24 protein-coding genes are annotated in these 23,619 nt (G+C 72.4%); 17 read left to right on the plus strand and 7 right to left on the minus strand.

The features are described 5' to 3' along the window. Both E1166_RS12050 and E1166_RS12055 read left to right on the plus strand, forming a co-directional pair. On the plus strand, nt 1–1,305 hold a 1,305-nt coding region (locus E1166_RS12050; protein WP_243710313.1), incomplete at its 5' end, for a M20/M25/M40 family metallo-hydrolase. A 45-nt stretch (nt 1,306–1,350) separates the two neighbouring features. Further along, nucleotides 1,351–2,010: a hypothetical protein gene (locus E1166_RS12055; RefSeq protein ID WP_132271134.1), complete on the plus strand. Its 660-nt coding sequence runs from the start codon at nt 1,351–1,353 to the stop codon at nt 2,008–2,010. 32 nt (nt 2,011–2,042) lie between these two features. Here E1166_RS12055 and E1166_RS12060 read toward each other — a convergent pair whose 3' ends face one another. From E1166_RS12060 to E1166_RS12070, 3 genes are all read right to left on the minus strand, one after another. Beyond that, nucleotides 2,043–2,234 (minus strand): DUF5703 family protein, encoded by a 192-nt coding sequence (locus tag E1166_RS12060; protein WP_132271135.1) that lies wholly within the window; start codon nt 2,232–2,234, stop codon nt 2,043–2,045. A 192-nt stretch (nt 2,235–2,426) separates the two neighbouring features. After that, a complete protein-coding gene (locus E1166_RS12065) occupies nt 2,427–3,320 on the minus strand; it encodes an SseB family protein (RefSeq protein ID WP_132338484.1) in 894 nt (297 codons plus the stop codon). Further along, nucleotides 3,317–3,736 carry a YbaB/EbfC family nucleoid-associated protein gene (locus E1166_RS12070; RefSeq protein WP_132338486.1) on the minus strand — a complete coding sequence of 140 codons (420 nt, stop codon included), beginning with the start codon at nt 3,734–3,736 and terminating at the stop codon, nt 3,317–3,319. The genes E1166_RS12065 and E1166_RS12070 overlap by 4 nt, the downstream gene beginning before the upstream one ends. 97 nt (nt 3,737–3,833) lie before the next feature. Between E1166_RS12070 and E1166_RS12075 the strand changes: the two genes are divergently transcribed. From E1166_RS12075 to E1166_RS12085, 3 genes are read left to right on the plus strand one after another with little or no spacing between them, the layout of a single operon-like run. After that, the gene (locus E1166_RS12075) at nt 3,834–4,166 is read left to right on the plus strand and encodes a hypothetical protein (RefSeq protein ID WP_132338488.1); all 333 of its coding nucleotides are present in this window, start codon (nt 3,834–3,836) and stop codon (nt 4,164–4,166) included. After that, complete coding sequence (locus E1166_RS12080; RefSeq protein ID WP_132338490.1) at nt 4,163–5,227, plus strand: hypothetical protein; 1,065 nt, start codon at nt 4,163–4,165, stop codon at nt 5,225–5,227. Before E1166_RS12075 ends, E1166_RS12080 begins: the two co-directional genes overlap by 4 nt. 22 nt (nt 5,228–5,249) lie before the next feature. Then, nucleotides 5,250–6,170, plus strand: a complete 921-nt coding sequence (locus tag E1166_RS12085) for a hypothetical protein (protein WP_132263713.1) — start codon at nt 5,250–5,252, stop codon at nt 6,168–6,170. A 13-nt stretch (nt 6,171–6,183) separates the two neighbouring features. Here the strand turns inward: E1166_RS12085 and E1166_RS12090 are convergent, their stop codons facing one another. Beyond that, nucleotides 6,184–7,155, minus strand: a complete 972-nt coding sequence (locus E1166_RS12090; protein WP_132263711.1) for an aldo/keto reductase — start codon at nt 7,153–7,155, stop codon at nt 6,184–6,186. Between the two features lie 190 nt (nt 7,156–7,345). On the opposite strand from E1166_RS12090, the gene E1166_RS12095 reads away from it, so the two are divergent. From E1166_RS12095 to mshC, 6 genes are all read left to right on the plus strand, one after another. Continuing rightward, nucleotides 7,346–8,398, plus strand: coding sequence for an LLM class F420-dependent oxidoreductase (locus tag E1166_RS12095; RefSeq protein WP_132338492.1), 1,053 nt, complete (start codon nt 7,346–7,348; stop codon nt 8,396–8,398). Beyond that, nucleotides 8,395–9,231, plus strand: coding sequence for an undecaprenyl-diphosphate phosphatase (locus E1166_RS12100; RefSeq protein WP_132263706.1), 837 nt, complete (start codon nt 8,395–8,397; stop codon nt 9,229–9,231). The genes E1166_RS12095 and E1166_RS12100 overlap by 4 nt, the downstream gene beginning before the upstream one ends. A gap of 140 nt (nt 9,232–9,371) precedes the next feature. Further along, nucleotides 9,372–10,076 carry a histidine phosphatase family protein gene (locus tag E1166_RS12105; RefSeq protein ID WP_132338494.1) on the plus strand — a complete coding sequence of 235 codons (705 nt, stop codon included), beginning with the start codon at nt 9,372–9,374 and terminating at the stop codon, nt 10,074–10,076. Nucleotides 10,077–10,175: 99 nt separating this feature from the next. Next, nucleotides 10,176–10,745, plus strand: coding sequence for a DUF3090 domain-containing protein (locus E1166_RS12110; protein WP_132263701.1), 570 nt, complete (start codon nt 10,176–10,178; stop codon nt 10,743–10,745). Next, nucleotides 10,742–11,560 carry an SCO1664 family protein gene (locus E1166_RS12115; protein ID WP_132338496.1) on the plus strand — a complete coding sequence of 273 codons (819 nt, stop codon included), beginning with the start codon at nt 10,742–10,744 and terminating at the stop codon, nt 11,558–11,560. Before E1166_RS12110 ends, E1166_RS12115 begins: the two co-directional genes overlap by 4 nt. A gap of 65 nt (nt 11,561–11,625) precedes the next feature. Continuing rightward, nucleotides 11,626–12,864, plus strand: a complete 1,239-nt coding sequence (gene mshC, locus E1166_RS12120; protein ID WP_132338498.1) for a cysteine--1-D-myo-inosityl 2-amino-2-deoxy-alpha-D-glucopyranoside ligase — start codon at nt 11,626–11,628, stop codon at nt 12,862–12,864. A gap of 241 nt (nt 12,865–13,105) precedes the next feature. On the opposite strand, the gene E1166_RS12125 is transcribed toward mshC, so the two are convergent. Next, nucleotides 13,106–13,897: a GntR family transcriptional regulator gene (locus E1166_RS12125; protein ID WP_132263694.1), complete on the minus strand. Its 792-nt coding sequence runs from the start codon at nt 13,895–13,897 to the stop codon at nt 13,106–13,108. A 127-nt stretch (nt 13,898–14,024) separates the two neighbouring features. Further along, nucleotides 14,025–14,894 (minus strand): PAC2 family protein, encoded by an 870-nt coding sequence (locus E1166_RS12130; RefSeq protein WP_132263692.1) that lies wholly within the window; start codon nt 14,892–14,894, stop codon nt 14,025–14,027. 311 nt (nt 14,895–15,205) lie between these two features. Between E1166_RS12130 and metH the strand changes: the two genes are divergently transcribed. The 4 genes from metH to E1166_RS12150 all read left to right on the plus strand — a co-directional run bounded on the left by metH (nt 15,206) and on the right by E1166_RS12150 (nt 21,072). After that, a complete protein-coding gene (metH, locus tag E1166_RS12135) occupies nt 15,206–18,721 on the plus strand; it encodes a methionine synthase (RefSeq protein ID WP_207914186.1) in 3,516 nt (1,171 codons plus the stop codon). A gap of 92 nt (nt 18,722–18,813) precedes the next feature. After that, complete coding sequence (locus tag E1166_RS12140; RefSeq protein ID WP_132338500.1) at nt 18,814–19,152, plus strand: hypothetical protein; 339 nt, start codon at nt 18,814–18,816, stop codon at nt 19,150–19,152. A 46-nt stretch (nt 19,153–19,198) separates the two neighbouring features. After that, the gene (locus tag E1166_RS12145; protein ID WP_132338502.1) at nt 19,199–19,990 is read left to right on the plus strand and encodes a class I SAM-dependent methyltransferase; all 792 of its coding nucleotides are present in this window, start codon (nt 19,199–19,201) and stop codon (nt 19,988–19,990) included. 401 nt (nt 19,991–20,391) lie between these two features. Then, a complete protein-coding gene (locus E1166_RS12150; protein ID WP_207914190.1) occupies nt 20,392–21,072 on the plus strand; it encodes a lytic polysaccharide monooxygenase in 681 nt (226 codons plus the stop codon). Nucleotides 21,073–21,349: 277 nt separating this feature from the next. Here the strand turns inward: E1166_RS12150 and E1166_RS12155 are convergent, their stop codons facing one another. Next, nucleotides 21,350–22,414, minus strand: a complete 1,065-nt coding sequence (locus tag E1166_RS12155) for a sigma-70 family RNA polymerase sigma factor (protein WP_132338504.1) — start codon at nt 22,412–22,414, stop codon at nt 21,350–21,352. A gap of 74 nt (nt 22,415–22,488) precedes the next feature. On the opposite strand from E1166_RS12155, the gene E1166_RS12160 reads away from it, so the two are divergent. Both E1166_RS12160 and E1166_RS12165 read left to right on the plus strand, forming a co-directional pair. Continuing rightward, the gene (locus E1166_RS12160; RefSeq protein WP_132338506.1) at nt 22,489–23,322 is read left to right on the plus strand and encodes an alpha/beta hydrolase; all 834 of its coding nucleotides are present in this window, start codon (nt 22,489–22,491) and stop codon (nt 23,320–23,322) included. A 52-nt stretch (nt 23,323–23,374) separates the two neighbouring features. Then, the gene (locus tag E1166_RS12165; protein ID WP_132338508.1) at nt 23,375–23,581 is read left to right on the plus strand and encodes a hypothetical protein; all 207 of its coding nucleotides are present in this window, start codon (nt 23,375–23,377) and stop codon (nt 23,579–23,581) included. Nucleotides 23,582–23,619: the final 38 nt, after the last annotated feature.

The raw sequence follows: 23,619 nt of genomic DNA on the forward strand, positions 1-23,619 counted from the left end.
CTCCCCGACCCCACCGACGAGGTCGTGGAGCTCTGCCGTGACCTGTTGCGCATCGACACCACCAACACGGGGGACAACGCCACCAGCGTGGGCGAGCGCCGCGCGGCCGAGTACGTCGCGCAGCGCCTCGCCGAGGTGGGCGTCGATGCCGAGATCCACGAGTCGGCGCCGGGGCGTGCCAACGTGGTGGCCCGCATCGCCGGCACCGACCCGGGCCGCGACGCCCTGCTGGTGCACGGTCACCTCGACGTGGTCCCCGCCGACGCCGACGAGTGGTCGGTGCACCCGTTCTCCGGCGAGATCCGCGACGGTTACCTGTGGGGCCGGGGCGCGATCGACATGAAGGACTTCGACGCGATGGTGCTGGCCGTGGTGCGGCACTGGCAGCGCACCGGGGTCCGCCCGTCGCGGGACATCGTGCTCGCCTACACCGCCGACGAGGAGGCGGGCAGCGACTACGGCGCACACTTCCTGGCACGCCGGCACCGGGACCTCTTCGACGGCTGCACCGAGGCCGTCGGCGAGGTGGGGGGCTTCTCCTACTCGGTCAACGAGGCCACCCGGCTCTACCTCATCGAGACCGCCGAGAAGGGCATCGACTGGCTGCGGCTGCACGCCAAGGGCCGCCCCGGGCACGGCTCGTTCATCCACGACGACAACGCGGTCACCGCGCTGGCCGAGGCGGTGGCCCGGATCGGGCGGCACCGCTTCCCGGTGACCGTCACCGCCACCGTCCGGGCCTTCCTCACGGAGGTCTCCGAGGTCCTCGGCGTGGAACTGGACCCGGACGACCCGGAGACCGCGATCGCGAAACTGGGGCCGATCGCCAACATCATCGGGGCGACGATCCGCAGCACCGCGAACCCGACCCGCCTCGCCGCCGGCTACAAGGACAACGTCATCCCCGGCCGGGCCACCGCCACCATCGACTGCCGCAGCCTGCCCGGGCAGTCGGAGCTGCTGGAGCAGCAGCTGCGCGAGCTGGTCGGCCCGGACATCGACATCGAGTACATCCAGCGCCAACCGGCCCTGGAGACCACCTTCGACGGCGACCTGGTGGCGGCGATGTCGGCGGCACTGCGCGCCGAGGACCCGGGCGCCCGGCCGGTGCCGTACATGCTCTCCGGCGGCACGGACGCGAAGGCGTTCTCGCAGCTCGGCATCCGCTGCTTCGGGTTCGCCCCGCTGCGCCTGCCGCCCGACCTCAACTTCTCCGCCCTGTTCCACGGCATCGACGAGCGGGTACCGGTGGACGGACTACAGTTCGGCGTGCGGGTTCTGGACCGGTTCCTGCGCGCCTGCTGACCCGTCCGGTGTCGCAGCCTGCCCCATTGGCGAAGGGATCACCTCATGACCGACCAGCACGGTGAGCTGGACGCCGCACTCGAGCGCGTGATCGACGCCGCTCGGGCCCACCTGGCGGCCGTGCGCGCCGCCCAGGGCCGCATCGACGACGACGACGTCTGGCAGGCGTACGTGGCGTTGAACAACGCGTCGTACGCCTACGACGAGCAGCTGCTCGACGCGTTCGGCGAGGTCACACCCTGGGACGTGGAGGCGATCGACCCGGACGAGGCCGACGAGCGGTTCGGTGGCGTCGAGGGCGTCGAGGCCACCGACCCGCACCCGCAGGTGATCTCGGTGCGGCAGCGCCGCGACTACCGGGTGCCCAGCGTCTCGGCGCTGATCCGGGTCGCCGAGGCGGCCCGCCGCGAGGGCACCCCGGAATCCGACGAGCCGGCGCCGGTCGAGGGGGTCGGCGAGGCGGTGCTGGAGCTGCTGCAGAGCGGTGACGGTTCGCTGAGCGCCCTGGACGTGCCCGAGCTGGAGCCGCTCGACGGGGTGGTGATGGTCAGCGAGGTCGGTACCCCGGTCGACCTGGAGTCGTTCGACGACGACGACCCGGTGGGCCCGTTCCAGCCGGCCGCCGACGACCGCCTGGTGGGGCGGCTCGACGAGCATCCCTACCTGGACGAGGACGACCACGACCACGCCGGGCACGCCCACTAGTCAGGCACCCGCGCCAGGGTCAGGTGGCGCGCTCAGTACGACAGGCCCGGTTGCGGCTGGGCGACCCGGCGACGACGCAGCACGACCTGCCGCGTCCCGTCCCGGAACAGTCGCACCCGGGCCAACTCCCATCCGGAGAACTCGGCCTGGATCGCCAACTGCGCCGCGGCGGTCACCCGGTCGACGTTCGGCGGCAACCTCAGCGGCGCGTATTCGTAGTCCATGTGCCCTATGCTGCCCAGCCCTGGGCCTGTCCGCCACCCTTCCCGCGGCACCGGTCGGACCACCCCCGGCGTACCGGGTCCGACGCGGCGCGCGTCGGGCAGGGCGTACCCCCGAGCAGGGTGGGGCCGGTCGGCCCCGGCGCGGGCGTCCGCTGCCGGGGCCCGGCTTCCGAGGGGTGGCGGGGCAGATGGTCAGGCGGTGGGCGCGGGCGGCGAGGGCCGGTCCTCCCCGGTCGGCCCGGCCGGCTGGGCGGCGTCGAGGTCGTTGGCGGCCAGCAGTGCCGTCAGGGCCGGCGCGGTCAGCGTCAGCCCGTGCGGGGCACCCGGGTCGACGGCGAGCCCCCACGCCGGGTCCGGCCAGGCGGCCAGCAGCTCGGCCGCCGGTATCGCGAGGAACGGCACTCCGACGCCGACGAAGGCGGTGAGCGCCTCGGCGGTGGTGAACACCGGCAGTAGCGGGGCCTGACCGGCGTCGTGGACGGTCACCCAGGGGAAGTCCCGCTCGGGCGACGGCTCACCGGCCAGCGGTACGCACACCGCGCCGCCGGCGAACGCCCCGAGGTAGCCGGGAAGGTCCTGTGCGGCCGCAGCCCGCGCGAGCCGGTCGGCGACGGCGGTCCCGGCAGCCCCGGCGGAGACCGACGGGTTGGCCACCCGACGCCGGCCCGGCGCGGCGTCCGACAGGTGGCTGTCCGGGAGTGCCGGCGGCACCCCGCCGTCCGGGGCTGATCCGGGGGCCGGCGGCACCACGCCGTCCGGGGTGAGCACACGGCAGGCGAGCCCGGCCGGATCGGCGGTCAGCACCGCCCGGGCGGTGTCCGCCGCGAAGTCGCCCCACCAGCGCAACGCCTCGGCGGTGCGGGGCGTCTCCTGGCGCCAGTCGTCGCCGTCGCCGGCGGGGCGCCAGCCCAGCTCGGCCAGGCGCGACGGGTCGTAGGCCGGGCAGCGCCCGGAGACGCTGTCCCGCCGGACCGCCAGCCGCAGCCGGCGCGGCCCGGCGGTCAGTTCCAGATCGGTGTCCTGCCGGCAGGCCGCCAGCGTGTCGTGCAGCCGGACGGCGATCTGGGGCCAGGTCGGGCCGGTCACGCCGGCGGTCGCGGCAGTCGCGCGTCCAGGCTGTCCAGCCGGGCGGCGGCCTCGTCGAGGCGGCCCAGGGCGGAGAAGTCCCCCGGCCGGCCGAACAGCTCGGTCAGGCCGGTGCCCAACTGCGCGGTCAGGCCGTCGGTGCGCTCGGCGAGCCGCTCACCGGCCGCCGAGCGCGCCCGCCGGTACGCCTGGAGCACCATCGCCGTCAGTTCGGCGGTGCCGTACCGCAGCGCCGTCGGCTGGAAGGTCAAATCGGTGAGTTCACCCGCGGCGTCGACCGTGACCGACACCAGCCCGGTCTCGTCGACGCCGGTGCCGGCCAGTTCGTCCAGCTCGGCCTGCACCCCGGCGAACCGGCGTTCGACGTCGGCGAGCCGGCCGGCCAGCGCCTCCAACCCGGACAGCGGATCCGTCATGCGTTCGTCCTCCCCCTGTGATCACCTCGGCCGGGGTGGCGGTCGAGGCCCGGGAATCGTATCGTCGTCCCGCATCGGAGACGGGGGAGGAACGGCAGTGGCGGCGGGCATCGAAGTGGACGTGGCGGCGGTGAAGCGGTTGCAGGCGGCCGCCGCCGGGGTCGCCGCGGCGATGGGGGCGATGGAGGCCCGGGTGGTCGCGGCCGGCGACCTGCCCGACAGCACGTTCGGGCGCCTGCCCGTGGTCAGTGACATGCTGCGTGGCGCGTACGCCGAGCAGGTGTCCGACGGCACGGCGCTGTTCCGCGCCGGCCAGGACGCTTTCGACCGGGTCGGTGACGCCCTCGCCTCCACGGTGGACAACTACGAGCGCAACGAGCAGGGCATCGAGTCCGGCTTCCGGGCCGTGCACGAGCGGATGGGCCGGTGAGCGGGCCGGCCGGCAGTGCCGTCGAGCTGTGGAACGGCATCGACAACGCGCTGTCCGGGGTGGAGGCCGTCGTCGACAGCGTCTGCCGCACGCTGGCCTGGCCGCTGATCCAGCTGGTCGACATGGTCGACGGCGAGCCGGCGGCACTGCGGGCCCGGGCCGCCGAGTGGGATGTTCTCGCGGGGCAGGTCCGGGAGCTGGCGATGGGGCACCGCGCGGTACGCGAGGCGGAGCAGCCCGGTTGGCGCTCGGACGCCGGTGACGCGTACGGCCGGCGGCTGGCCGAGGTCGAACAGCAGTTGCTGGACGTGGCGGGGCAGTTCACCGCCACCGCCGAGTACCTGCGCAGTGTCGCCGACGGCCTCCAGACCGTGCACGACGTGCTGGTCGACCTCTGCGTCGAGTTCGTCAACTGGATGCTGGTGACCCTGGTGACCGCGCTGGTGATGGCGCCGTTCACGGCGGGCGCCTCCTGGGCGGCCGGGCTGGCGGTCACCGTGACCCGGGGCATGATCGTGCTCGCCCGGGCGCTGAAGGTGATCCGCCCGCTCGCCGCCCACCTGCAGAAGGTCATCCGGTTGCTCCAGCGGGTCATGTTCCAGCTGCGCAGGCTGCGCAACCACCTCGACAAGCTGGTCGACAAGCAGCGGGCGCTGCGCAAGGGGCAGAAGTCCATCGACAAGCGGCGTGCCGCCGGCAAGGCCGACAAGTGGTACCACAAGGTGACCGACCCGGCGAACGGTCACTTCAAGCTCGGCAAGAGCGGGACGCCGTTCGACATGAGCGCGCTGGATCGGGCCGGCGCGCTGCGCACGCACGGTATGGCCGACGGCGGCCGGATGATCGCCCGGGACTGGGCCACCAACCTGCCGTGGAACGTGCCCAACTCGGTGGTGCACGGTGTGGCCTGGGGCACCACCGCGGTGGTCACCGGTCTCTCCGTGCCGGGCGCGGACCTGGTCAGTGACCAGGTCGGCGACGCGGTGCGCGACGGTGCGGACTGGATCGACCAGAATGTCTTCGGTCAGCCGCCCGCCGCGCAGGAGCCGGCGGGTCGCTGACCCGGCAGCGAGGAGGAGCGGCGTGAGCGGTGCCTGGGGACGACTGGGGCGCTTCGGCGACGCGGTGCGCGAGGGTGCCCGGGTGGCTCGTGACCGGGCTCGCGCCCTGCGCGACGAGTTCCGCACCTCCGACGAACCGGAGCGGGCCCTGGTCGCGCCGCTGGTGACCGGCCAGGAGCTGCGTCATGTCGGTCTGGCACCGGTGCGGGTCGACGAGACGCACCGGGCCGGCAGCCAGTTCGCCGACCACGTCGGGGCCGAGGTGGCCGACGCGCTGGATCCCCGGGTGCTGTTCGGGCTGCTGCACATCGTCAACCCGGTGGCCTGGGTGGAGGCTGTCATGACACCGGTGCGGCTGGCCGCCGGGGTGTTGCTGCTGCCGGGCCGGGCTGCCGCGTTGGCGGCGGGGGCCCCGGAGGCGGTCACCCGCGAGGTCGACGCATCGCCGTCCGACGCCACGGCGCAGCCGCCCCGGCCGGTGCTGCCGCTGACCGACGAACAGGAGGCGTTCCGGGCGCTGTTCCGGCTCAGCCGGCACCGGCCGCTCGCCGACCAGCTCGCCGAGATCGCCTACCGCCGGCGGTACGCCTTCAGCGGCGACCTCGCCACCCTCGCCGGCAGCCTGCTGCTGTTCCTGGAGCGCTACACCGGCACCCCGCTCGCGGTGACCGACACTCATCTGCACCTGCTGCGGATGGGGCGCCGCCCGGACGAGGGGCGCCCCGACCGGCGTCAGCCGAGGCTGTTGTGGAGCGTCGCGCGGCAGCGGATCACCCGCATCGACTGCGACCACGGGACGATGCGGGTGGCGCAGTTCCCGATGACGATCCACTTCGACGACGGTTCCTGGATCCGGGTGGTCAATCCGACCCTCCGCGACGACCAGCACCGTTTCCTCGCCGCTGTCCGCGAGATCCCCGGGCAGCGGCCGGCAGCCGACTGACCGGCGGGCGAGCTCAGCCGTCCCGCTCGGGGTAGCCGACCGGCACGGCGGAGACGTCGTCCAGCGCGGTGGTGATCTCCTCCGGCAGGGTCATCCGTTCCACCTGCAACGCGCCGAGCAACTGCCCCACGGTCCGCGCGCCGAGGATCGGCGCGGTCACCCCGGGCCGGTCACGGATCCAGGCCAGCGCCACCTCCAGCGGTGACACGCCGAGGCCACCCGCCGCGATGGCCACCGCCTCGACGATGCTGGAGCAGCGTGGCTCCAGATAGGTGGTGACGAACCGCTCGAAGTGCGCCGAGGCGGCCCGGGAGTCGGCCGGTCGGCCGTTGCGGTACTTGCCGGTCAGCACCCCTCGGCCCAGCGGCGACCAGGGCAGCACGCCCAGCCCGAGCGCCGCGCAGGCCGGCAGCACCTCCCGCTCCACGCCCCGCTCCAGCAGCGAGTACTCCACCTGAGCGGCGACCACCGGGGCCCGCCCCGGCCAGGCGGCCTGCCAGGCGGCGGCCCGGGCGGTCTGCCAGCCGGAGAAGTTCGACACCCCGACGTAGCGGACCCGGCCGCTGGCCACCGCGTGATCCAACGCCGCCAGGGTCTCCTCCAACGGGGTGTCCGGGTCGTACCCGTGCACCTGCCACAGGTCGACGTGGTCGGTGCCCAACCGGCGCAGCGAGGCGTCCAGGGTACGCAACAGGTGCCCGCGGGAACCGTCGCGGCGTCGTCCGCTGCCCGGACGCAGCCCGGCCTTGGTGGCGATGAGCACCTCGTCGCGGGGTACCAGGGTGCCCAGCAGGGAGCCGAGCACCGACTCGGCGTCCCCGTCGGCGAACACGTCGGCGGTGTCGACCAGGTTGCCGCCCGCGTCGAGGTAACTCTTCAGCTGGGCGGCCGCGTCGTCGGCGTCGGTGTCCCGACCCCAGGTCATGGTGCCGAGCGCGAGCCGGGAAACCGCCAGCCCGCTTCGGCCGAGCGGTCGCTGTTGCATGGGTGAACCTTATTTCGAACCCGCCGTCACGGACATCCTCGCTCCCGTCATGTCTGCCCGCCGCGTCGGCGATCCGACCGTCGCCACCCGACCGGTCCGTCCGCCCGGAGGTTGGGTGAGCCGGGCGTCGGGGCCGCCGCCGTCATTGCGTACCCTGATGCGACCTTGTGGCGCGGATGGGGGAGGACCAGTGCGACTCGGGCTCAGCCTCGGATACCAGACGGCGTGGAGCACACCCGCCGATCACCTGGCGCTCGCCCAGGAGGCGGACCGGCTCGGCTACTCGGTGGTGTGGGCGGCGGAGGCGTACGGCTCCGACTCGCCGAGCATGGTGGCGTGGATGGCCGGCCAGACCGAGCGGATCGACGTGGGCAGCGCGGTGATGCAGATCCCGGCGCGTACCCCGGCGATGACCGCGATGACCGCGGCCACCATCGACGCGCTCTCCGGCGGCCGGTTCCGGCTCGGCCTCGGCGTGTCCGGGCCGCAGGTCTCCGAGGGCTGGCACGGCGTACGGTTCGCCAAGCCGCTGGCCCGGACCCGGGAGTACGTCGACATCGTGAAGCTCGCGGTGGCCCGCAAGGAGGTCGCGTACGACGGCGAGCACTACACGCTGCCGCTGCCCGACGGGCCGGGCAAGGCGCTGCGGCTGGGCTTCCACCCGCCACGCGAACACATCCCGATCTACCTGGCCGCCGTGGGTCCGAAGAACCTGGAGTTGGCCGGCGAGATCGCCGACGGCTGGCTGGCCGTCTTCTACGCCCCCGAGTTCGCCGAGGAGCAGCTCGCCTCGGTACGGGCCGGCCGGGCGAAGGTCGGCAAGGAGTTGGCGGGCTTCGACGTGGTGCCGGCTGTGCCGGTGGTCGTCGGCGACGACATCGCCACCTGCGCGGAGCTGGTCCGCTGGTACGCGGCCCTCTACGTCGGCGGCATGGGCAGCCGGCAGCAGAACTTCTACAACCAGCTCGCCACCCGGATGGGCTACGGTGACGCCGCCCGCGAGGTGCAGGACCTGTACCTGGCGAAGCGGCAGCGCGACGCGGCCGCCGCGGTGCCGATGGAGTTCATCGACCGCACCTCGCTGCTCGGTCCCAAGGAGCGCATCGCCGAGCGGATGCGGGAGTACGCCGCCGCCGGCGTGAGCACCCTGTCGGTGACCCTCTTCGTCGCCGACCGGGACAGCGGTGTGCAGACCCTGCGGACCGTCGCGGAGGCCCTCGACCTGTCGGGGGTCGGCGAGTGACCTGGGTCGAGGCCATCGTCCTGGGCATCGTCCAGGGGCTCACCGAGTTTCTGCCGGTCAGTTCGTCGGGGCACCTGCGGATCACCTCCGCGATCTTCTTCGACCAGGACGCCGGTGCCTCGTTCACCGCCGTGACCCAGCTCGGCACCGAGGCGGCGGTGTTGATCTATTTCGCCAAGGACATCTGGCGGATCACCCGGACCTGGCTGGTCGGCATTTGGGACCGCTCCGTGCGCTCCAGCCTCGACTACCGGATGGGCTGGTACGTCATCGTCGGCTCGATCCCGATCGGGTTGTTCGGGTTTGTGTTCAAGGACCAGATCCGGGCAACCGCCCGCAACCTGTGGGTCGTCGCGACCACGCTGATCGTGTTCGCGTTCGTGCTGGCCTTCGCCGAGTACTGGGGCCGGCAGACCCGGACCCTGGCGAACTTCCGGCTGCGTGACGGCGTCGTGATGGGTTTCGCCCAGGCGATGGCGCTGGTGCCCGGGGTGTCCCGCTCCGGCGGTACGCTCACCGCGGGGCTGCTGCTGAACCTGACCCGCGAGGCGGCGGCGCGCTACTCGTTCCTGCTGGCCATCCCCGCGGTGGTGATGTCGGGGATCTTCAGCATCGGCGACGTGTTCGAGCCCGCCGCGCCGGGCACCTCGGTGCCGACCGTGGCGCAGATGGTCGTGGCCACGGTGATCGCCTTCGCCGTCGGGTACGCGGCCATCGCCTGGCTGCTGCGCTACGTCGCCCACCACACCCTGTACGTGTTCGTCCTCTATCGGGTGGCGCTCGGCACGCTGGTGCTGTCGCTGCTGCTCACCGGCACGATCAGCGCCACCTGAGCCACCGGTTCGCGGCCCCGGCGCCAGAGGACGCCGGGGCCGCGAACCGGTGGGGGCAGCCAAGGACCTGCCTGCCGTCCGCCGCCCGGACTCCGCCTCGGCGCGACCGCGGACTTCGCCGCAGGCCCTAGGGTGGAGCCGTGGCGACCCTTCTGCTTCTGCGACACGGCCGGACGACCGCGAACGCCGACGGCGGGCTGGCCGGTCGCCAGCCGGTCGAGCTGGACGACACCGGCCGCGCCCAGGCCAGCGCCGTCGGCGAGCGGCTGCGCGGGCTGCCGCTGGTGGCGGTGGTGACCAGCCCACTGATCCGGTGCCGGCAGACCCTGGAACTGGCGCTGCCGCAGGTGACACCGGTGGTCGAGGAGGGGCTGATCGAGTGCGGCTACGGCAGCTGGGAGGGGCAGCCGCTGAAGAAACTGGCCAAGGAGCCGCTCTGGCCGGTCGTCCAGCAACATCCCAGCGCCGCGGTCTTCCCGCAGGGAGAGTCGATGGCGGCGATGGCCGCCCGGGCGGTGACCGCGGTACGCGACTGGGACGCCCGGGTCACCGCCGAGCACGGCCCCGAGGCGGTGTGGCTGGCGTGCAGCCACGGCGATGTGATCAAGGCCATCGTGGCGGACGCGCTTGGCGTACACCTGGATCTTTTCCAGCGCATCGTCGCGGACCCGGCCTCGGTCACCGCGATCCGCTACACCCCGCTGCGCCCCTTCCTGGTCCGGCTCAACGACACCGGCGGCGACCTGGCCCCGCTGGTGCCCCCGCCGGCCAAGCGGCGCCGACGGGCGCGGCGACCGGCCGACTCCGACGCCACGGTCGGCGGCGGCGCCGGGGCGGCCGGCTGAGCTGCCCCGGCCGTCGGCGCGTCCCCCGCTGTTCGCCCTGGGCGGATTCCGCGTCGGTGCGGTGCGCGTCCCTTCCACGCTCCCGATAGGGTCGTGGGTATGACCCACCAGGTGCACGCTTTCGAGCCGCCGGAGCGGTTCGTCGCCGGGACGGTCGGGCCACCGGGGGAGCGCACATTCTTCCTCCAGGCGCGCGGCGGGGGCCGGTTGGTCAGCGTCGCGCTGGAGAAGGTCCAGGTGTCGTTGCTGGCCGAGAAGCTGGAGGAGCTGCTCGCCGAGGCGCAGCGCCGCTTCGGCGTCGAGCTGCCCGAGGCACCGGCCGCGCCCGACGACAACGACCCGCTGGACACCCCGGTCGACGAGGAGTTCCGGGTCGGCACCCTGGGGCTGGCCTTCGACGTCGACACCGCCACGGTGGTGATCGAGGCGATCGCCGCCGGGGAGGCGGAGGCCGAGGTCGAGCTCGCCGACGACGCCGACGACGAGGACGTGGAGCCGGACGACGACCTCGACCGGCTCCGGGTACGGCTGACGCCCCAGGCGACCCGTGAGTTCATCGAGCGGGCCCGCCGGGTGGTCAACGCCGGCCGCCCGCCCTGCCCACTCTGTGGCCAGCCGCTCGACCCGGCCGGCCACCTCTGCCCGCGGCACAACGGCTACCACCGGTGACCTCGTCGGAGTTGCAGCCCCGCCACGACGGCAGCGCAGCGCTCCGGTTGCTGCGCGACGGTGACCTCGACATCGAGGGGCGGTTGGCCGACGCGTCCAACGCCACCCTGCGCGGCATCCTCACCCTCGACGGGCAGACGGCCCGCTGCGTCTACAAGCCGGTGCGCGGGGAACGCCCGCTGTGGGACTTCCCCGACGGCACCCTGGCCGGCCGGGAGGTCTCCGCGTACCTGGTCTCCCGGGCCACCGGGTGGGATCTGGTCCCGCCGACGGTGCTGCGCGACGGCCCGTTCGGCCCCGGCTCCTGTCAGCTCTGGATCGACGAGCCGTCCGACGCCGAGCCGCTGGTCGGTTTCGTGCCCGCCGAGGCGGTGCCGCCGCGCTGGTTTCCGGTCGCCGCCGCCCGGGACGACGATGGCGCCGCGTACGCCCTGGCTCACGCCGACGATCCGCGCCTGGCCCGGCTGGCGGTGCTCGACGCGGTGCTCAACAACGCCGACCGCAAGGGCGGGCACGTGCTGGTCGGTCCGGACGACCGGCTCTACGGCGTCGACCACGGCGTCTGCTTCCACGTCGAGGAGAAGCTGCGTACCGTCCTGTGGGGCTGGGCCGGCCGACGGTTGCCGCCGGACGCGGTGCGGATGCTCGACACGCTCGCCGGGCAGGTCGCCGGCGACCTGGGCGAGGAGCTGGCCGAGCACCTGACCGTCGGCGAGGTCGCCGAGCTGGCGGCGCGGATCGACCGGTTGCGGGGAACCGGCCGTTACCCACAGCCTTCGCGGGACTGGCCCGCGATGCCGTGGCCGCCCATGTAGTTCTGTCGTCTTGATCACCCGTGCGGTGCGGCGTGGGGGGTCGACGGCTGGTTAGGCTGACGGTCATGGAGTCTTGGGCGGGACACGAGGTGCCACGGCTGCCGGGTGCGGGCGTCGCACTGAGCTTGTACGACTCGGCTCGGCGCGGTGTCCACCCGGGCCGGCCGGACGGCACCGCGACCATGTACGTCTGCGGCATCACCCCGTACGACGCCACCCACCTCGGCCACGCCGCCACCATGATCACCTTTGATCTGGTGCAGCGGATGTGGCGCGACGCCGGCCTGACCGTGCGGTACGTGCAGAACGTCACCGACATCGACGATCCGCTGCTGGAACGGGCCGCCCGCGACGGCGAGGACTGGAAGGTCCTGGCCATGCGCGAGACGGCGCTGTTCCGGGAGGACATGGAGGCGCTGCGGATCATCCCGCCGGCGTACTACGTCGGGGCGGTGGAGTCCATCCCGGACATCGCCGACCGGGTCCAGGAACTACTCAAGGACGGTGCGGCGTACCGGCTCGACGACGGCACCGGCGACGTCTACTTCGACATCAGCGCCGTGCCGGCGTTCGGCTACGAGTCGAACCTGACCCGGGAACAGATGGTGGAGATCTTTCCTGAGCGCGGCGGCGACCCGGACCGCGCCGGCAAGCGCGACCCGCTGGATCCGCTGCTGTGGCGCGGTGCCCGCGCCGGCGAGCCGTCCTGGCCCGGCGGCGAGCTGGGCGCCGGCCGACCCGGTTGGCACATCGAGTGCGCGGTGATCGCGTTGAACCTGCTCGGCGACCGGATCGACGTCCAGGGCGGCGGCAACGACCTGCTCTTTCCGCACCACGAGTGTTCCGCCGCGCACGCGGAGCGGCTCACCGGCGAGGCGCCGTTCGCGCGCCACTACGTGCACGCCGGAATGATCGGCCTGAACGGCGAGAAGATGTCGAAGTCCAGGGGCAACCTGGTCTTCGTCTCCCGGCTGCGGGCCGACCGGGTGGACCCGATGGCCGTCCGGCTCGGGCTGATGGCCGGCCACTACCGCGCCGACCGCTCCTGGACCGACGACCTGCTCGTCGACGCCGGGGAGCGGCTGGCCCGCTGGCGGCAGGCCGCCGCCGCGCCCGCCGGGCCGTCCGGAGAGACGTTCCTGGCCGGGGTACGCGCCCGGCTCGCCGACGACCTTGACAGCCCGGGCGCCCTGGCCCTGGCCGACGCGTGGGCCGACCGAGCCCTCGCCGGCGCGGGCGACGACACGGCGGCACCCGCCCTCTTCCGCACCACGGTGGACGCCCTGCTCGGCATCCGCCTCTGATCCACCACGCCCGTCGCCCCGGCCCGCCATGGTCCTGGCCTGCCCTGCCGCTGTCCGGCGCCGCCGTGGTCCTGGCCTGCCCAGCTCCGCCCGGCGTCGTTGTGATCGACTCCGCTGTGCGCAAGTGGGGGTGTCCGGCTCGCGGAGCACCTGCCGCAATGAGAGTCGATCATGCCCGGAGCCGGAGCCGGAGCCGGAGCCGGAGCCGGAGCCGGAGCCGGGCTCGCGGCGGGCCGGACGGTCAACCGAGGACGAGGCCGGGGTCGGGGTCCGGCTCCGGTGCCGGCGCGGGGATGCGGTACTCCTCGGTGAGGGTGGTCATCGGACCGGGCCAGGTGGCCTGGGCGACCTCGATGGGCTTGCGGTCGCCGTCGAAGGCGACGTGCAGCAGGTGCAGTACCGGGGTGTCGGGGCGGATCTGGAGGGTCTCGGCCTCCTCCCGGCTGGGTTGCCGGGCGCTGATGGTGTCGGTGGCCGAGACGTACCGGCGGCCGGTGGCCTCCTCGGCCTCCTGGTAGAGCGGGCGGCCGAACGCCTCGGCCCGCTCCAGTGAGGTACCGGCGGTGTCCCTGGGCAGGAACCAGGAGGCACCGACCTCGACCGGTGAGTCGTCGGTGCGGACCAGGTGCCGGCGGCAGAGCAGGTCGGTGCCGTCGGGTACGCCGAACGCGTCGGCGACCTCCGGCGGGGCCGGCGCGCGTCCGACGGAGACGAGCTGTTGCCGGTATCGGGCGGCCAGGTCGGTGTGGTAGCCGCGGAAGCCGCCGTACCGGCCCCGGGACAGCCGGTTGAGCCGGCGTCGGGTGCCCCGCACGTACGTACCCGAGCCGGGTTTGGTGATCAGGATGCCCTCGACCCGCAGCTGGTCGACGGCGCGTTGCACGGTCTGCTTCGCCACGCCGAACATCTCGGCGATGGCCGGGATGGACGGCAGCCGCTCGCCCGGCCCCCAGTCGCCGCGGCGCACCTGGGCCTTGAGCTGTGCGGCGATCTGCCGGTGCGGGAACTCGGCGGCCCCCGGGTTGATCTGCACACCCGCCTCCTCAAGAACAGCTAGGTTCCTAGGATGCCGTAGAAGTGGTGACGCCGCCACCCCGGACACACGAGACCGGGCCCTGGACGGGCAATCCGTCCAGGGCCCGGTCAGGCGGAAGAGGGGGCTACCAGGAGCCGGCGGTCGGACCGGCCGAGCCTCCCCGGCGGCGCAGGTACTTCTCGAACTCCTGGGCGATCTCGTCGCCGGTCAGCGGGGTGATGCCGGCGTCGCCGACGCGTTCCTCCAGCTCACGGACGTACTCGCCGAGTTCGGCGTCCTGCTCGGCGGCGCCGCGTACCCGCTGCTCCCACTCGGCGGCCTCCTCCGCCAGATCGGTCATCGGCACCGGCAGGTCGAGGACCTCCTCGACCCGGTGCAGCAGCGCGAGGGTGGCCTTCGGGCAGGGCGGGTTGTTGGCGTAGTGCGGTACGTGCACCCAGAAGGAGACGGCGTCCACCTCGGCCCGGGTGCACGCGTCGTGCAGCACCCCGACGATGCCGGTCGGCCCGTCGTACCGGGTGGGGGTGAGCTGGTAGCGCCGGGCGGCCTCGGCGTCGGAGGCGCTGCCGCTGATCGGCAGCGGCCGGGTGTACGGCACATCGGCCAGCAGCGCGCCGAGCAGCACGACCCGCTCCACCTCGAGGCTGTGGCAGATCTCCAGCACCTGCTCGCAGAAGGTGCGCCAGCGCATGCTCGGCTCGATGCCCCGGATCAGCACCACGTCCCGCTCGGTGCCCTCCGGGCTGGCCACCATGAACCGGGTGGTGGGCCACTCGATCCGACGGGTCTCGCCGTCGGCCATGCTGATGGTCGGCCGGCTGACCTGGAAGTCGTAGAAGTCCTCCGGGTCCAGCTCGGTGACCTGGCGGGCCTGCCAGACCTGCTCCAGGTGTTCCACGGCGGCGGTGGAGGCGTCCGCGGCGTCGTTCCACCCCTCGAAGGCGGCGATCGCCACCGGGGACCGCAGCACCGGCAGCCCGTCGAACTCGGTCACGCCGTCACCTCGCCCTGCTCGTCGGGGCCGGCGGCCGGCCGGTGCCCGCTCGGTTGGCCGCCTACGACAGCTCCAGCTCGGCGCGTCTGGCGCCGCGCCGCGACCTGGAGCTGTCGCACGGTCGCGTCGCTGATGTCCTTCACGTCCGCCAGCCTACGTCCCGGGGCGCCATGCGGCCCGTCGGCCGCGCCGGCCCGCCACGCCGGTCGGCACGGCAAATGGTACGAAACGGATGTGCTGCTCCGTTGACACAATGTGGGACCGCTCATGGGTCTCGACGGAACACCGGAACATCAGATTAACCTGATGCCGTGCGGACTTCGTTGCTGGATGTGCTGGCCGACCGGATCCTCATCGCCGACGGCGCGATGGGCACCATGCTGCACGCCGCCGACCTGTCTCTCGACGACTACGACGGGCTCGAGGGGTGCAGCGAGATCCTCAACGTCACCCGCCCCGACGTGGTGCGTGGTGTGCACGAGGCGTACCTGGCCGCCGGCGCGGACTGCGTCGAGACGAACACCTTCGGCGCGAACCTGCCCAACCTCGGCGAGTACGGCATCGAGGGGCGGATCCGGGAGCTGTCCGAGGCCGGGGCGCGGCTGGCCCGGGAGGCCGCCGACGTGTACGCCACCGCCGAGCAGCCCCGCTTCGTCCTCGGCTCGATCGGCCCCGGCACCAAGCTGCCCACCCTGGGCCACGCCGCGTACGCCACGCTGCGCGACGCGTACGCGCAGAACGCCGCCGGGCTGATCGCCGGCGGTGTGGACGCGCTGATCGTGGAGACCTGCCAGGACCTGCTCCAGGTCAAGGCCGCGGTGGTTGGCTCGAAGCGAGCCATGGCCGAGTTGGGCCAACAGGTGCCGATCATCTGCCACGTGGCGATGGAGACCACCGGCACCATGCTGCTGGGCAGCGAGATCGGCGCGGCGCTGACCGCGATCGAGCCGCTGGGCGTGGACCTGATCGGGCTGAACTGCTCCACCGGGCCCGCCGAGATGGGTGAGCACCTGCGCTACCTGTCCCGGCACTCGCGGATCCCGCTGTCGGTGATGCCCAACGCCGGCCTGCCGGTGCTGACCGCCGACGGTGCGTACTTCCCGCTGACCCCGGTCGAGATGGCCGACGCCCTGCAGCGGTTCGTCGCCGAGTACGGCGTCTCGCTGGTCGGTGGCTGCTGCGGAAGCACCCCGGAGCACATCCGGGTGCTGGTCGAGCGGCTGCGCGGCACCGCCCCGGTGGCCCGCGAGCCGCGTCCCGAGGCCGGCGTGTCGTCGATCTACCACCACGTGCCGTTCGCCCAGGACGCCAGCGTGCTGATGGTGGGGGAGCGGACCAACGCCAACGGCTCCAAGGCGTTCCGCGACGCGATGCTCGCCGCCGACTGGCAGGCGTGCGTGGAGATCGCCCGCAGCCAGGCCCGGGACGGCTCGCACCTGCTGGACCTCTGCGTGGACTACGTCGGCCGGGACGGCACCACCGACATGCGGGAGCTGGCCGGACGCTTCGCCACCGCCTCCACGTTGCCGATCATGCTGGACTCCACCGAGCCGGCGGTGGTCGAGGCCGGGCTGGAGATGCTCGGCGGCCGGTGCGTGGTCAACTCGGTCAACTTCGAGGACGGCGACGGCCCCGGCTCCCGGTACGCCCGAGTCATGCCGGTGGTCAAGGAGCACGGCGCGGCCGTGGTGGCGCTGCTCATCGACGAGGAGGGCCAGGCCCGCACGAAGGACTGGAAGGTCCGCGTCGCGGCCCGGCTGATCGACGACCTGACCGGCCGGTGGGGGATGCACCGCTCGGACATCCTTATCGACGCGCTGACCTTCCCGATCGCCACCGGGCAGGAGGAGACCCGCCGCGACGGCCTGGAGACGATCGAGGCGATCCGGGAGATCGCCGCCCGGTACCCGGGGGTGAACTTCACCCTGGGCATCTCGAACGTCTCCTTCGGTCTCAACCCGGCGGCCCGGCAGGTGCTCAACTCGGTGTTTCTGCACGAGTGCGTGCAGGCGGGGCTGACCAGCGCGATCGTGCACGCCAGCAAGATCCTGCCGATGTCGAAGATCCCCGAGGAGCAGCGTGAGGTCGCCCTCGACCTGGTCTACGACCGCCGCCGCGAGGGGTACGACCCGGTGCAGCGGTTCATCGAGGTCTTCGAGGGGGTCGACGCCGCGTCGGCGCGGGCGAGCCGGGCCGAGGAGTTGGCCGCGCTGCCGTTGGACGAGCGGCTCAAGCGGCGCATCATCGACGGGGAGCGCAACGGCCTGGAGGCCGACCTGGACGAGGCGATGGCCACCGGCCGGACCCCGCTGTCGATCATCAACGACATCCTGCTCGACGGCATGAAGGTCGTCGGTGAGCTGTTTGGCTCCGGGCAGATGCAGCTGCCGTTCGTGCTCCAGTCCGCCGAGGTGATGAAGACCGCGGTGGCGTACCTGGAACCGCACATGGACAAGGCCGACGACGGCGGCAAGGGCCGGATCGTGCTGGCGACCGTCAAGGGCGACGTGCACGACATCGGCAAGAACCTGGTCGACATCATCCTGTCGAACAACGGCTACGAGGTCGTCAACATCGGCATCAAGCAGCCGATCAGCGCGATCCTCGACGCCGCCGAGGAGCACCGCGCCGACGCGATCGGCATGTCCGGGCTGCTGGTCAAGAGCACCGTCATCATGAAGGAGAACCTCGCCGAGATGGCCTCGCGCGGGGTCGCCGAACGCTGGCCGGTGCTCCTGGGCGGTGCGGCGCTGACCCGGGCGTACGTCGAGGACGACCTGCGGGCGATGTTCCCCGGCCAGGTGCACTACGCCCGGGACGCCTTCGAGGGGCTGTCCCTGATGGACCGGGTGATGGCCGCCAAGCGCGGCGGGGCGCCCGTGGTCGACCCGGAGCGGGAGGCGGCGCTGGCCGCGCGGCGGGCCCGCCGGGAGAAGCAGCGGGCGACGGTACGGGAGGCGTTGCCCGAGCTGGACGACGCCTCGGTCCGCTCCGACGTGGCCGCCGACGTGGAGGTGCCCACCGCGCCGTTCTTCGGCACCCGGGTGGTCAAGGGGGTGCCGCTGGCCGACTACGCGGCACTGCTCGACGAGCGGGCCACCTTCCTCGGCCAGTGGGGCCTGCGAGGTGCCCGCGGCGGTCAGGGCCCGTCGTACGAGGAACTGGTGGAAACGGAGGGGCGGCCCCGGCTGCGCTACTGGCTGGACCGGCTGATCGCCGACAAGGTGCTGGAGGCGGCGGTCGTCTACGGTTACTTCCCGGCGTACTCGGAGGGCAACGACCTGGTGGTGCTCGACGAGAACGGCCACACCGAGCGGGCCCGGTTCTCGTTCCCCCGGCAGCGGCAGGAGCGGCGGCTGTGCCTGGCCGACTTCTTCCGGCCCAGGGGCGACCAGCTGGACGTGGTGGCGTTGCAGTTGGTCACGGTCGGGCAGCCGATCAGCGAGTACACCGCAAAGATGTTCGCCGCCAACGAGTACCGCGACTACCTGGAGGTGCACGGCCTGTCCGTGCAGCTCACCGAGGCGCTCGCGGAGTACTGGCACCGGCGCATCCGCAGCGAGCTGACCCTGCCCGGCGGGCGTACCGTCGCCGACGACGATCCGGCGGACCTGGCCGGCCTGCTGCGCACCGACTACCGGGGCTGCCGGTACGCGTTCGGCTACCCGGCCTGCCCGGAGCTGGAGGACCGGGCGAAGATCGTGGAGCTGCTGGGCGCGGAGCGGATCGGCGTGCACCTGTCCGAGGAGTTCCAGTTGGTGCCGGAGCAGGCCACCGACGCGATCGTGGTGCATCACCCGGAGGCCAACTACTTCAACGCCAAATAGGATTCGACTCGGCGGCCCGGAGTTGCGCCTGCTGGAACGGCTCATCCACGCGGTCGCGCTCGCTGGCAGCGGCTGGCTGAGCCGCCGCCGGGATGTCGGCCTGGATCGGGGCGGCCCTGATCGTGGGCGGTGTCATCATTCACAGTGTCGGTGAGCTCTGGCAGGCGGCCGGCGGGTTCGAGGCATCCAACGTGCTCGCCCCACCCGAGGCGATCGGCCAGTACCTCGGTGTGTTCGGTTTCGGCATCGCGCTGGCCGAATCCCTCGGGCCAGCACTGCTGACCTTCTCGGGCATCGAGCTCGGCCAGCCGGGCTGGTTCCTCATGGGCCTGATCTCCCTGGTCTCCGGCCTTGCTGTGCCGCCCGTGACTCGCTCGGCCGGGCGGAGCCGCGTGCAGTACGCCGGTATCGCGGTGCGGGAGACCGTCTGATCAACCGAAAGCGGAGTGACCGTCACAAATGGCTATAGTGGCGCTCATGTCAGGTACACAGTGGTCCAACGCGGCGGCCTACGAGCGGTACGTGGGCCGGTGGAGCCTGCCCGTAGCAGAGGCATTCGTTGCGGCCCTCGGAACCTCTTCCGGCCTTGACTGGTTGGACGCCGGATGCGGCACCGGTGCCCTCACCGAGGTCATCCTGACGACGGCGAATCCTGGGCGGGTTACGGGCGTGGACAAGTCCGAGGGCTACGTCGCCCATGCCCGTGATCGGATCGGTGACCACCGGGCAGAGTTCCGGGTGGGTGACGCCCAGAACCTGCCGATCGGGGACGCGAGCATCGACGTCGCGGTCGGCGGGTTGATGCTCAATTTCGTGCCCGACCCCGGCGCGGCCGTCGCAGAACTCCGGCGGGTCCTGCGCCCGGAGGGCATCGCCGCGGCGTACGTCTGGGACTACGCGGAGGGCATGGCGATGATGCGAACCTTCTGGGACGCCGCAATCGAGCTCGACCCGGCCGCAGCCGCCCGTGACGAGGGGCGCCGCACGACGGTGTGCGATCCGGACACGCTGCGCGACCTGTGGCGCGACGCCGACCTGACCGACGTGTCGACCGACGCCATCACGGTGCATACCGTGTTCCGCGACTTCGACGACTACTGGACGCCGCTGCTGGGCGGCCAAGGCTCGGTCCCGGGATACCTGGCCTCCCTGCCGGCACCGCACCAGGCCCGCCTGCGCGATCTGATCGCCACCCGGCTGCCGGTCGAGGAGGATGGCTCCATCCGGCTGACCGCCCGTGCCTGGACCGTTCGCGGACGCGTTGCCTGAGCGGAACAGCACGGTTCCACAGTTGATCTTCAACCTGTGTGACGAGCACCCACCGCACTGGCCGTAGTGGATCTGCGTCGTTCGTGATCCGGACACCGAACGGCCCTGCCCACCGGTCCGACTGCGGCTGGCCGAGCACGACGGCTCGGGCCGGTTGATCCTGTCGTTCTGAATCGCGGTGGCGCCGACGGCCCACCGATCGGTCAATTGTTGATCGCGGGGGTGTCGGATCTTCCACCGGTCCGAAGCGGACAGATCTTGAACCGCGCTCGGCAGTGTTCCCAGTCAACTCGGCCAACGCCGATACTTATCGATAACAGTTGATGCCTCGGCTTGTCGGTGCGATGCTGGTGGAGGCACCCCCATGCTGATTCCGAACGCCGAAGAATGGAGGACCCACCGTGCGTTCCCCCAAGCCCGATCAATCCGGCCGGCGATCCCGGCCAGCCGTCCGCCAGGCCCTCCGAGGGCTTGCACTGCTGCTCACCATGGTGGTCGGTGTGCTGCCATGGAGCGGCCCGGCGCAGGCCCACGGCACCATCGTCAGCCCGGCAACTCGCGCCTACCAGTGTTGGAAGACCTGGGGAAGTAACCACATGAGCCCGGCCATGCAGCAACAGGACCCTATGTGCTGGCGGGCATTCCAGGCCAACCCTGACACCATGTGGAACTGGATGAGCGCCCTGCGGGACGGTCTGCGCGGAAACTTCCAAGGAGCGACCCCCAACGGGCAGCTGTGCAGCAACGCCCTTTCCCGCAACGACAGCCTGAACCAGCCCGGACCGTGGAAGACGACCAACGTCAGCCGCAACTTCACCATCCACCTGTACGACCAGGCCAGCCACGGCGCTGACTTCTTCCGGGTCTACGTCAGCAAGAACGGGTTCAACCCCACCACCCAGCGCCTCGGTTGGGGAGACCTCGACTTCATCACCCAGACCGGCCGCTACGCGCCGGCCAAGGATATCCGGTTCAACGTCTCCACCTCCGGATACACCGGACACCACGTCCTCTTCGTCATCTGGCAGGCATCCCACCTCGACCAGACCTACATGTGGTGCAGCGACGTGAACTTCGTCTGATCGGCACCAGCGACAGCCATCACACCTCTCCGGCCCAGGACACTGTCCTGGGCCGGAGTGCCCGCGGATCCGAGCCCGGCCGGACGGAACCGAGCGGCCCCGTCACTGCCTGACCGGAGACAGTCCCGCACGAACTGGCCCGTTCGCTGTCCTCCAGGTCACTCCGCACCCCGGAGCGGTCGCGCCGTTCGCCACGACGCTCTGCGCACGGATCCGTGCCGGTCAGCCTGTCTACACGATCAGCGTCGGCCCTGACTCCCGCTCGCGGAGCCGCTGGTCAACCGGCGGGGGTCGAGGGTGGCGTGGTGGCCGGCAGTGTCGCCGGCAACCCGAGTCTGGTGACGTGCTCGACGCCGACGAACGAGGTGATCTCGGCGATCCGTCCGTCCCGCACTGTCAGGACGCCGACCGACCAGGCCGAAAACGGGCCCTGTCCGGTCCGCCGTAGGTAGGAAACGACGGTGGGCTGGCCGTTCGCGGCGGCCGGCAGGTGCCGCCACTGACCGCAACTGGTCAACGGCACCGCCCGGGCGAAGTCGGTGACCGCCGCCAGCCCCCGGTACCAGTGCGGTATCGGCGGCATCGACCAGGTGACGTCCTCGGTGAGCAGAGCAACCAGCGCCGGTGCGTCACCGTTCTCCAGGGCGGTGGCGTAGCCGTCGACGAGCTGCCGCAGCCGGGCGTCGTCGAGCTGGCGCAGGGTTCGCTGCTGGCTGGGCTCGGGCACCCGGTCGGCCACGATCCGGCGGGCCCGGGCCAGGGCGGAGTTCACCGACGTGACCGACGTGGCCATCATGGCGGCGATCTCGGCAGCGGAGAACCCCAGCACCTCGAAGAGCAGCAGCGCGGCCCGCTGGTTTCCCGGCAGGTGTTGCAGGGCCGCGACGAACGCCAGCTCGACCGCCTCGCGCTGCTCGTAGCGGGCGTGCGGGGCGGCGGGGGAGTCGGGCAGGCCGGCGTCGGGGTAGGGGCCGAGCCAGGCGACGTCGGTGACCGGTGTGTCGTCGGTCACGGCCCGCCCGCTGGCCGGGCCGAGGTCGACGGGCATCGCCCGGCGGTTCCGGCCGGCCACCGCGTCCAGGCAGGTGCGGGTGGCCACCGTGTACAGCCAGGACCGCACCGAGCTGCGCCCCTCGAAGCGGGACAGTCCTCGCCAGGCTCGCAGCAGCGCCTCCTGCAGGGCGTCGTCGGCGTCGTGAGTCGACCCGAGCATCCGGTAGCAGTGCGCGTGCAGTTCTCGGCGCAGCGGGGCCACCAGCTCCGCGAACGCGTCCTGGTCGCCGTCGGCTGCCCGGGCCAGCACCGAACCGGGTACGGCCGGGTCCGCCGGAAAAGTCGCCATCACGAGCGGCGATTCTGCCGTACGCCGGAAGTCTCCATTGCGAACGCATCCCGCGTCACCAACTGGAGGACCCGATGAGCACCACTTCCACCGGCACCGTCACCGTCGCGACCCTCAAGGTCGCCGACGGTCTGCTGCACTACGAGGTACGCGGGCGGGGCCCGCTGCTGGCGCTGGTCGGCGCCCCGATGGACGCGGCGGCGTTCGCGCCGTTGGCCGAGCTGCTGGCCACCGACCACACCGTGCTCACCACCGACCCTCGTGGCATCAACCGCAGCCGCCTGCACGACCCGGAACAGGACTCGACGCCCGAACTGCGCGCCGACGACCTCGCCCGGCTCGTCGCCCACCTCGACCTCGGGCCGGCCGCCGTGCTCGGTTCCAGCGGCGGCGCGGTCACCGCGCTGGCCCTCGCCCAGGCCCACCCGAAGGTGGCGCACACCGTGATCGCCCACGAGCCACCCCTGGTGACGCTCCTCGACGAGGCCGAGGAGATTCTCGCCCGGGAGGAGGACATGATCGCCACGTACCTCGGCGGGGACCGGCTCGGGGCGTGGCGCATGTTCCTCACCAACGCCAACATCCAGCTGCCCGAGGAGGCCGTCCTGGCCATGTTCGGCGGCGAACCGGATCCGCAGGCGGCCGCCGACGAGCGCTACCAGTACCTGCATATGCTGCGCGGCACCACCCGGTTCCGGCCCGAGGTGGCCGCGCTGCGCGACGGACCCACCCGGGTGCTCGTCGGCCTCGGCGAGCAGTCCACCGACGAGCTGTGCGACCGTACGTCGCGGGTGTTGGCCGCGTCGCTGGGCGACGAACCGACGATGTTCCCCGGCGGGCACATCGGCTTCGTCGACGACCCGGCGGCGTTCGCCGTCCGGCTGCGGGAGGTCCTCTCCGCCGGCTGACCGCGCGACGGCGTGGGCGGCCGGCGGTGGGCTGGCTCCTACCGTGGGTCGCATGACGACGGTGTGGGTGGTGCTCGGAACCGGTGCAGTGGTGCTGGCCGGGGTGTGTGGCTGGGTGGCCTGGCGGGACCGGGTGCGCGTCCCCGGCGCGGAGGAGCGGGCCGCCGGGCAGGCGGCGCTGACCGACCAACAGCGGTACGAGCGGCAGCGGCACGCCGCCCAGCACCACACGGTCATCCGCAACGAACGCTCGCAGTGACGTCGACGGCCGGAGGGCGGCGACGTCGGGCACAACCG

Origin of the sequence: Micromonospora sp. KC213 (assembly GCF_004348325.1) — a bacterium.
Lineage (GTDB): Bacteria > Actinomycetota > Actinomycetes > Mycobacteriales > Micromonosporaceae > Micromonospora.

Bases quoted from the DNA above. Each gene is read 5' to 3' on its own strand.
- E1166_RS12060 (WP_132271135.1), bottom strand. From the start codon at position 2,234: ATGGACTACGAATACGCGCCGCTGAGGTTGCCGCCGAACGTCGACCGG.
- E1166_RS12160 (WP_132338506.1), top strand. From the start codon at position 22,489: ATGAGCACCACTTCCACCGGCACCGTCACCGTCGCGACCCTCAAGGTC.
- E1166_RS12090 (WP_132263711.1), bottom strand. From the start codon at position 7,155: ATGCAACAGCGACCGCTCGGCCGAAGCGGGCTGGCGGTTTCCCGGCTC.
- E1166_RS12110 (WP_132263701.1), top strand. From the start codon at position 10,176: ATGACCCACCAGGTGCACGCTTTCGAGCCGCCGGAGCGGTTCGTCGCC.
- E1166_RS12140 (WP_132338500.1), top strand. From the start codon at position 18,814: ATGTCGGCCTGGATCGGGGCGGCCCTGATCGTGGGCGGTGTCATCATT.
- E1166_RS12145 (WP_132338502.1), top strand. From the start codon at position 19,199: ATGTCAGGTACACAGTGGTCCAACGCGGCGGCCTACGAGCGGTACGTG.
- E1166_RS12155 (WP_132338504.1), bottom strand. From the start codon at position 22,414: ATGGCGACTTTTCCGGCGGACCCGGCCGTACCCGGTTCGGTGCTGGCC.
- mshC (WP_132338498.1), top strand. From the start codon at position 11,626: ATGGAGTCTTGGGCGGGACACGAGGTGCCACGGCTGCCGGGTGCGGGC.
- E1166_RS12055 (WP_132271134.1), top strand. From the start codon at position 1,351: ATGACCGACCAGCACGGTGAGCTGGACGCCGCACTCGAGCGCGTGATC.
- E1166_RS12165 (WP_132338508.1), top strand. From the start codon at position 23,375: ATGACGACGGTGTGGGTGGTGCTCGGAACCGGTGCAGTGGTGCTGGCC.
- E1166_RS12070 (WP_132338486.1), bottom strand. From the start codon at position 3,736: ATGACGGATCCGCTGTCCGGGTTGGAGGCGCTGGCCGGCCGGCTCGCC.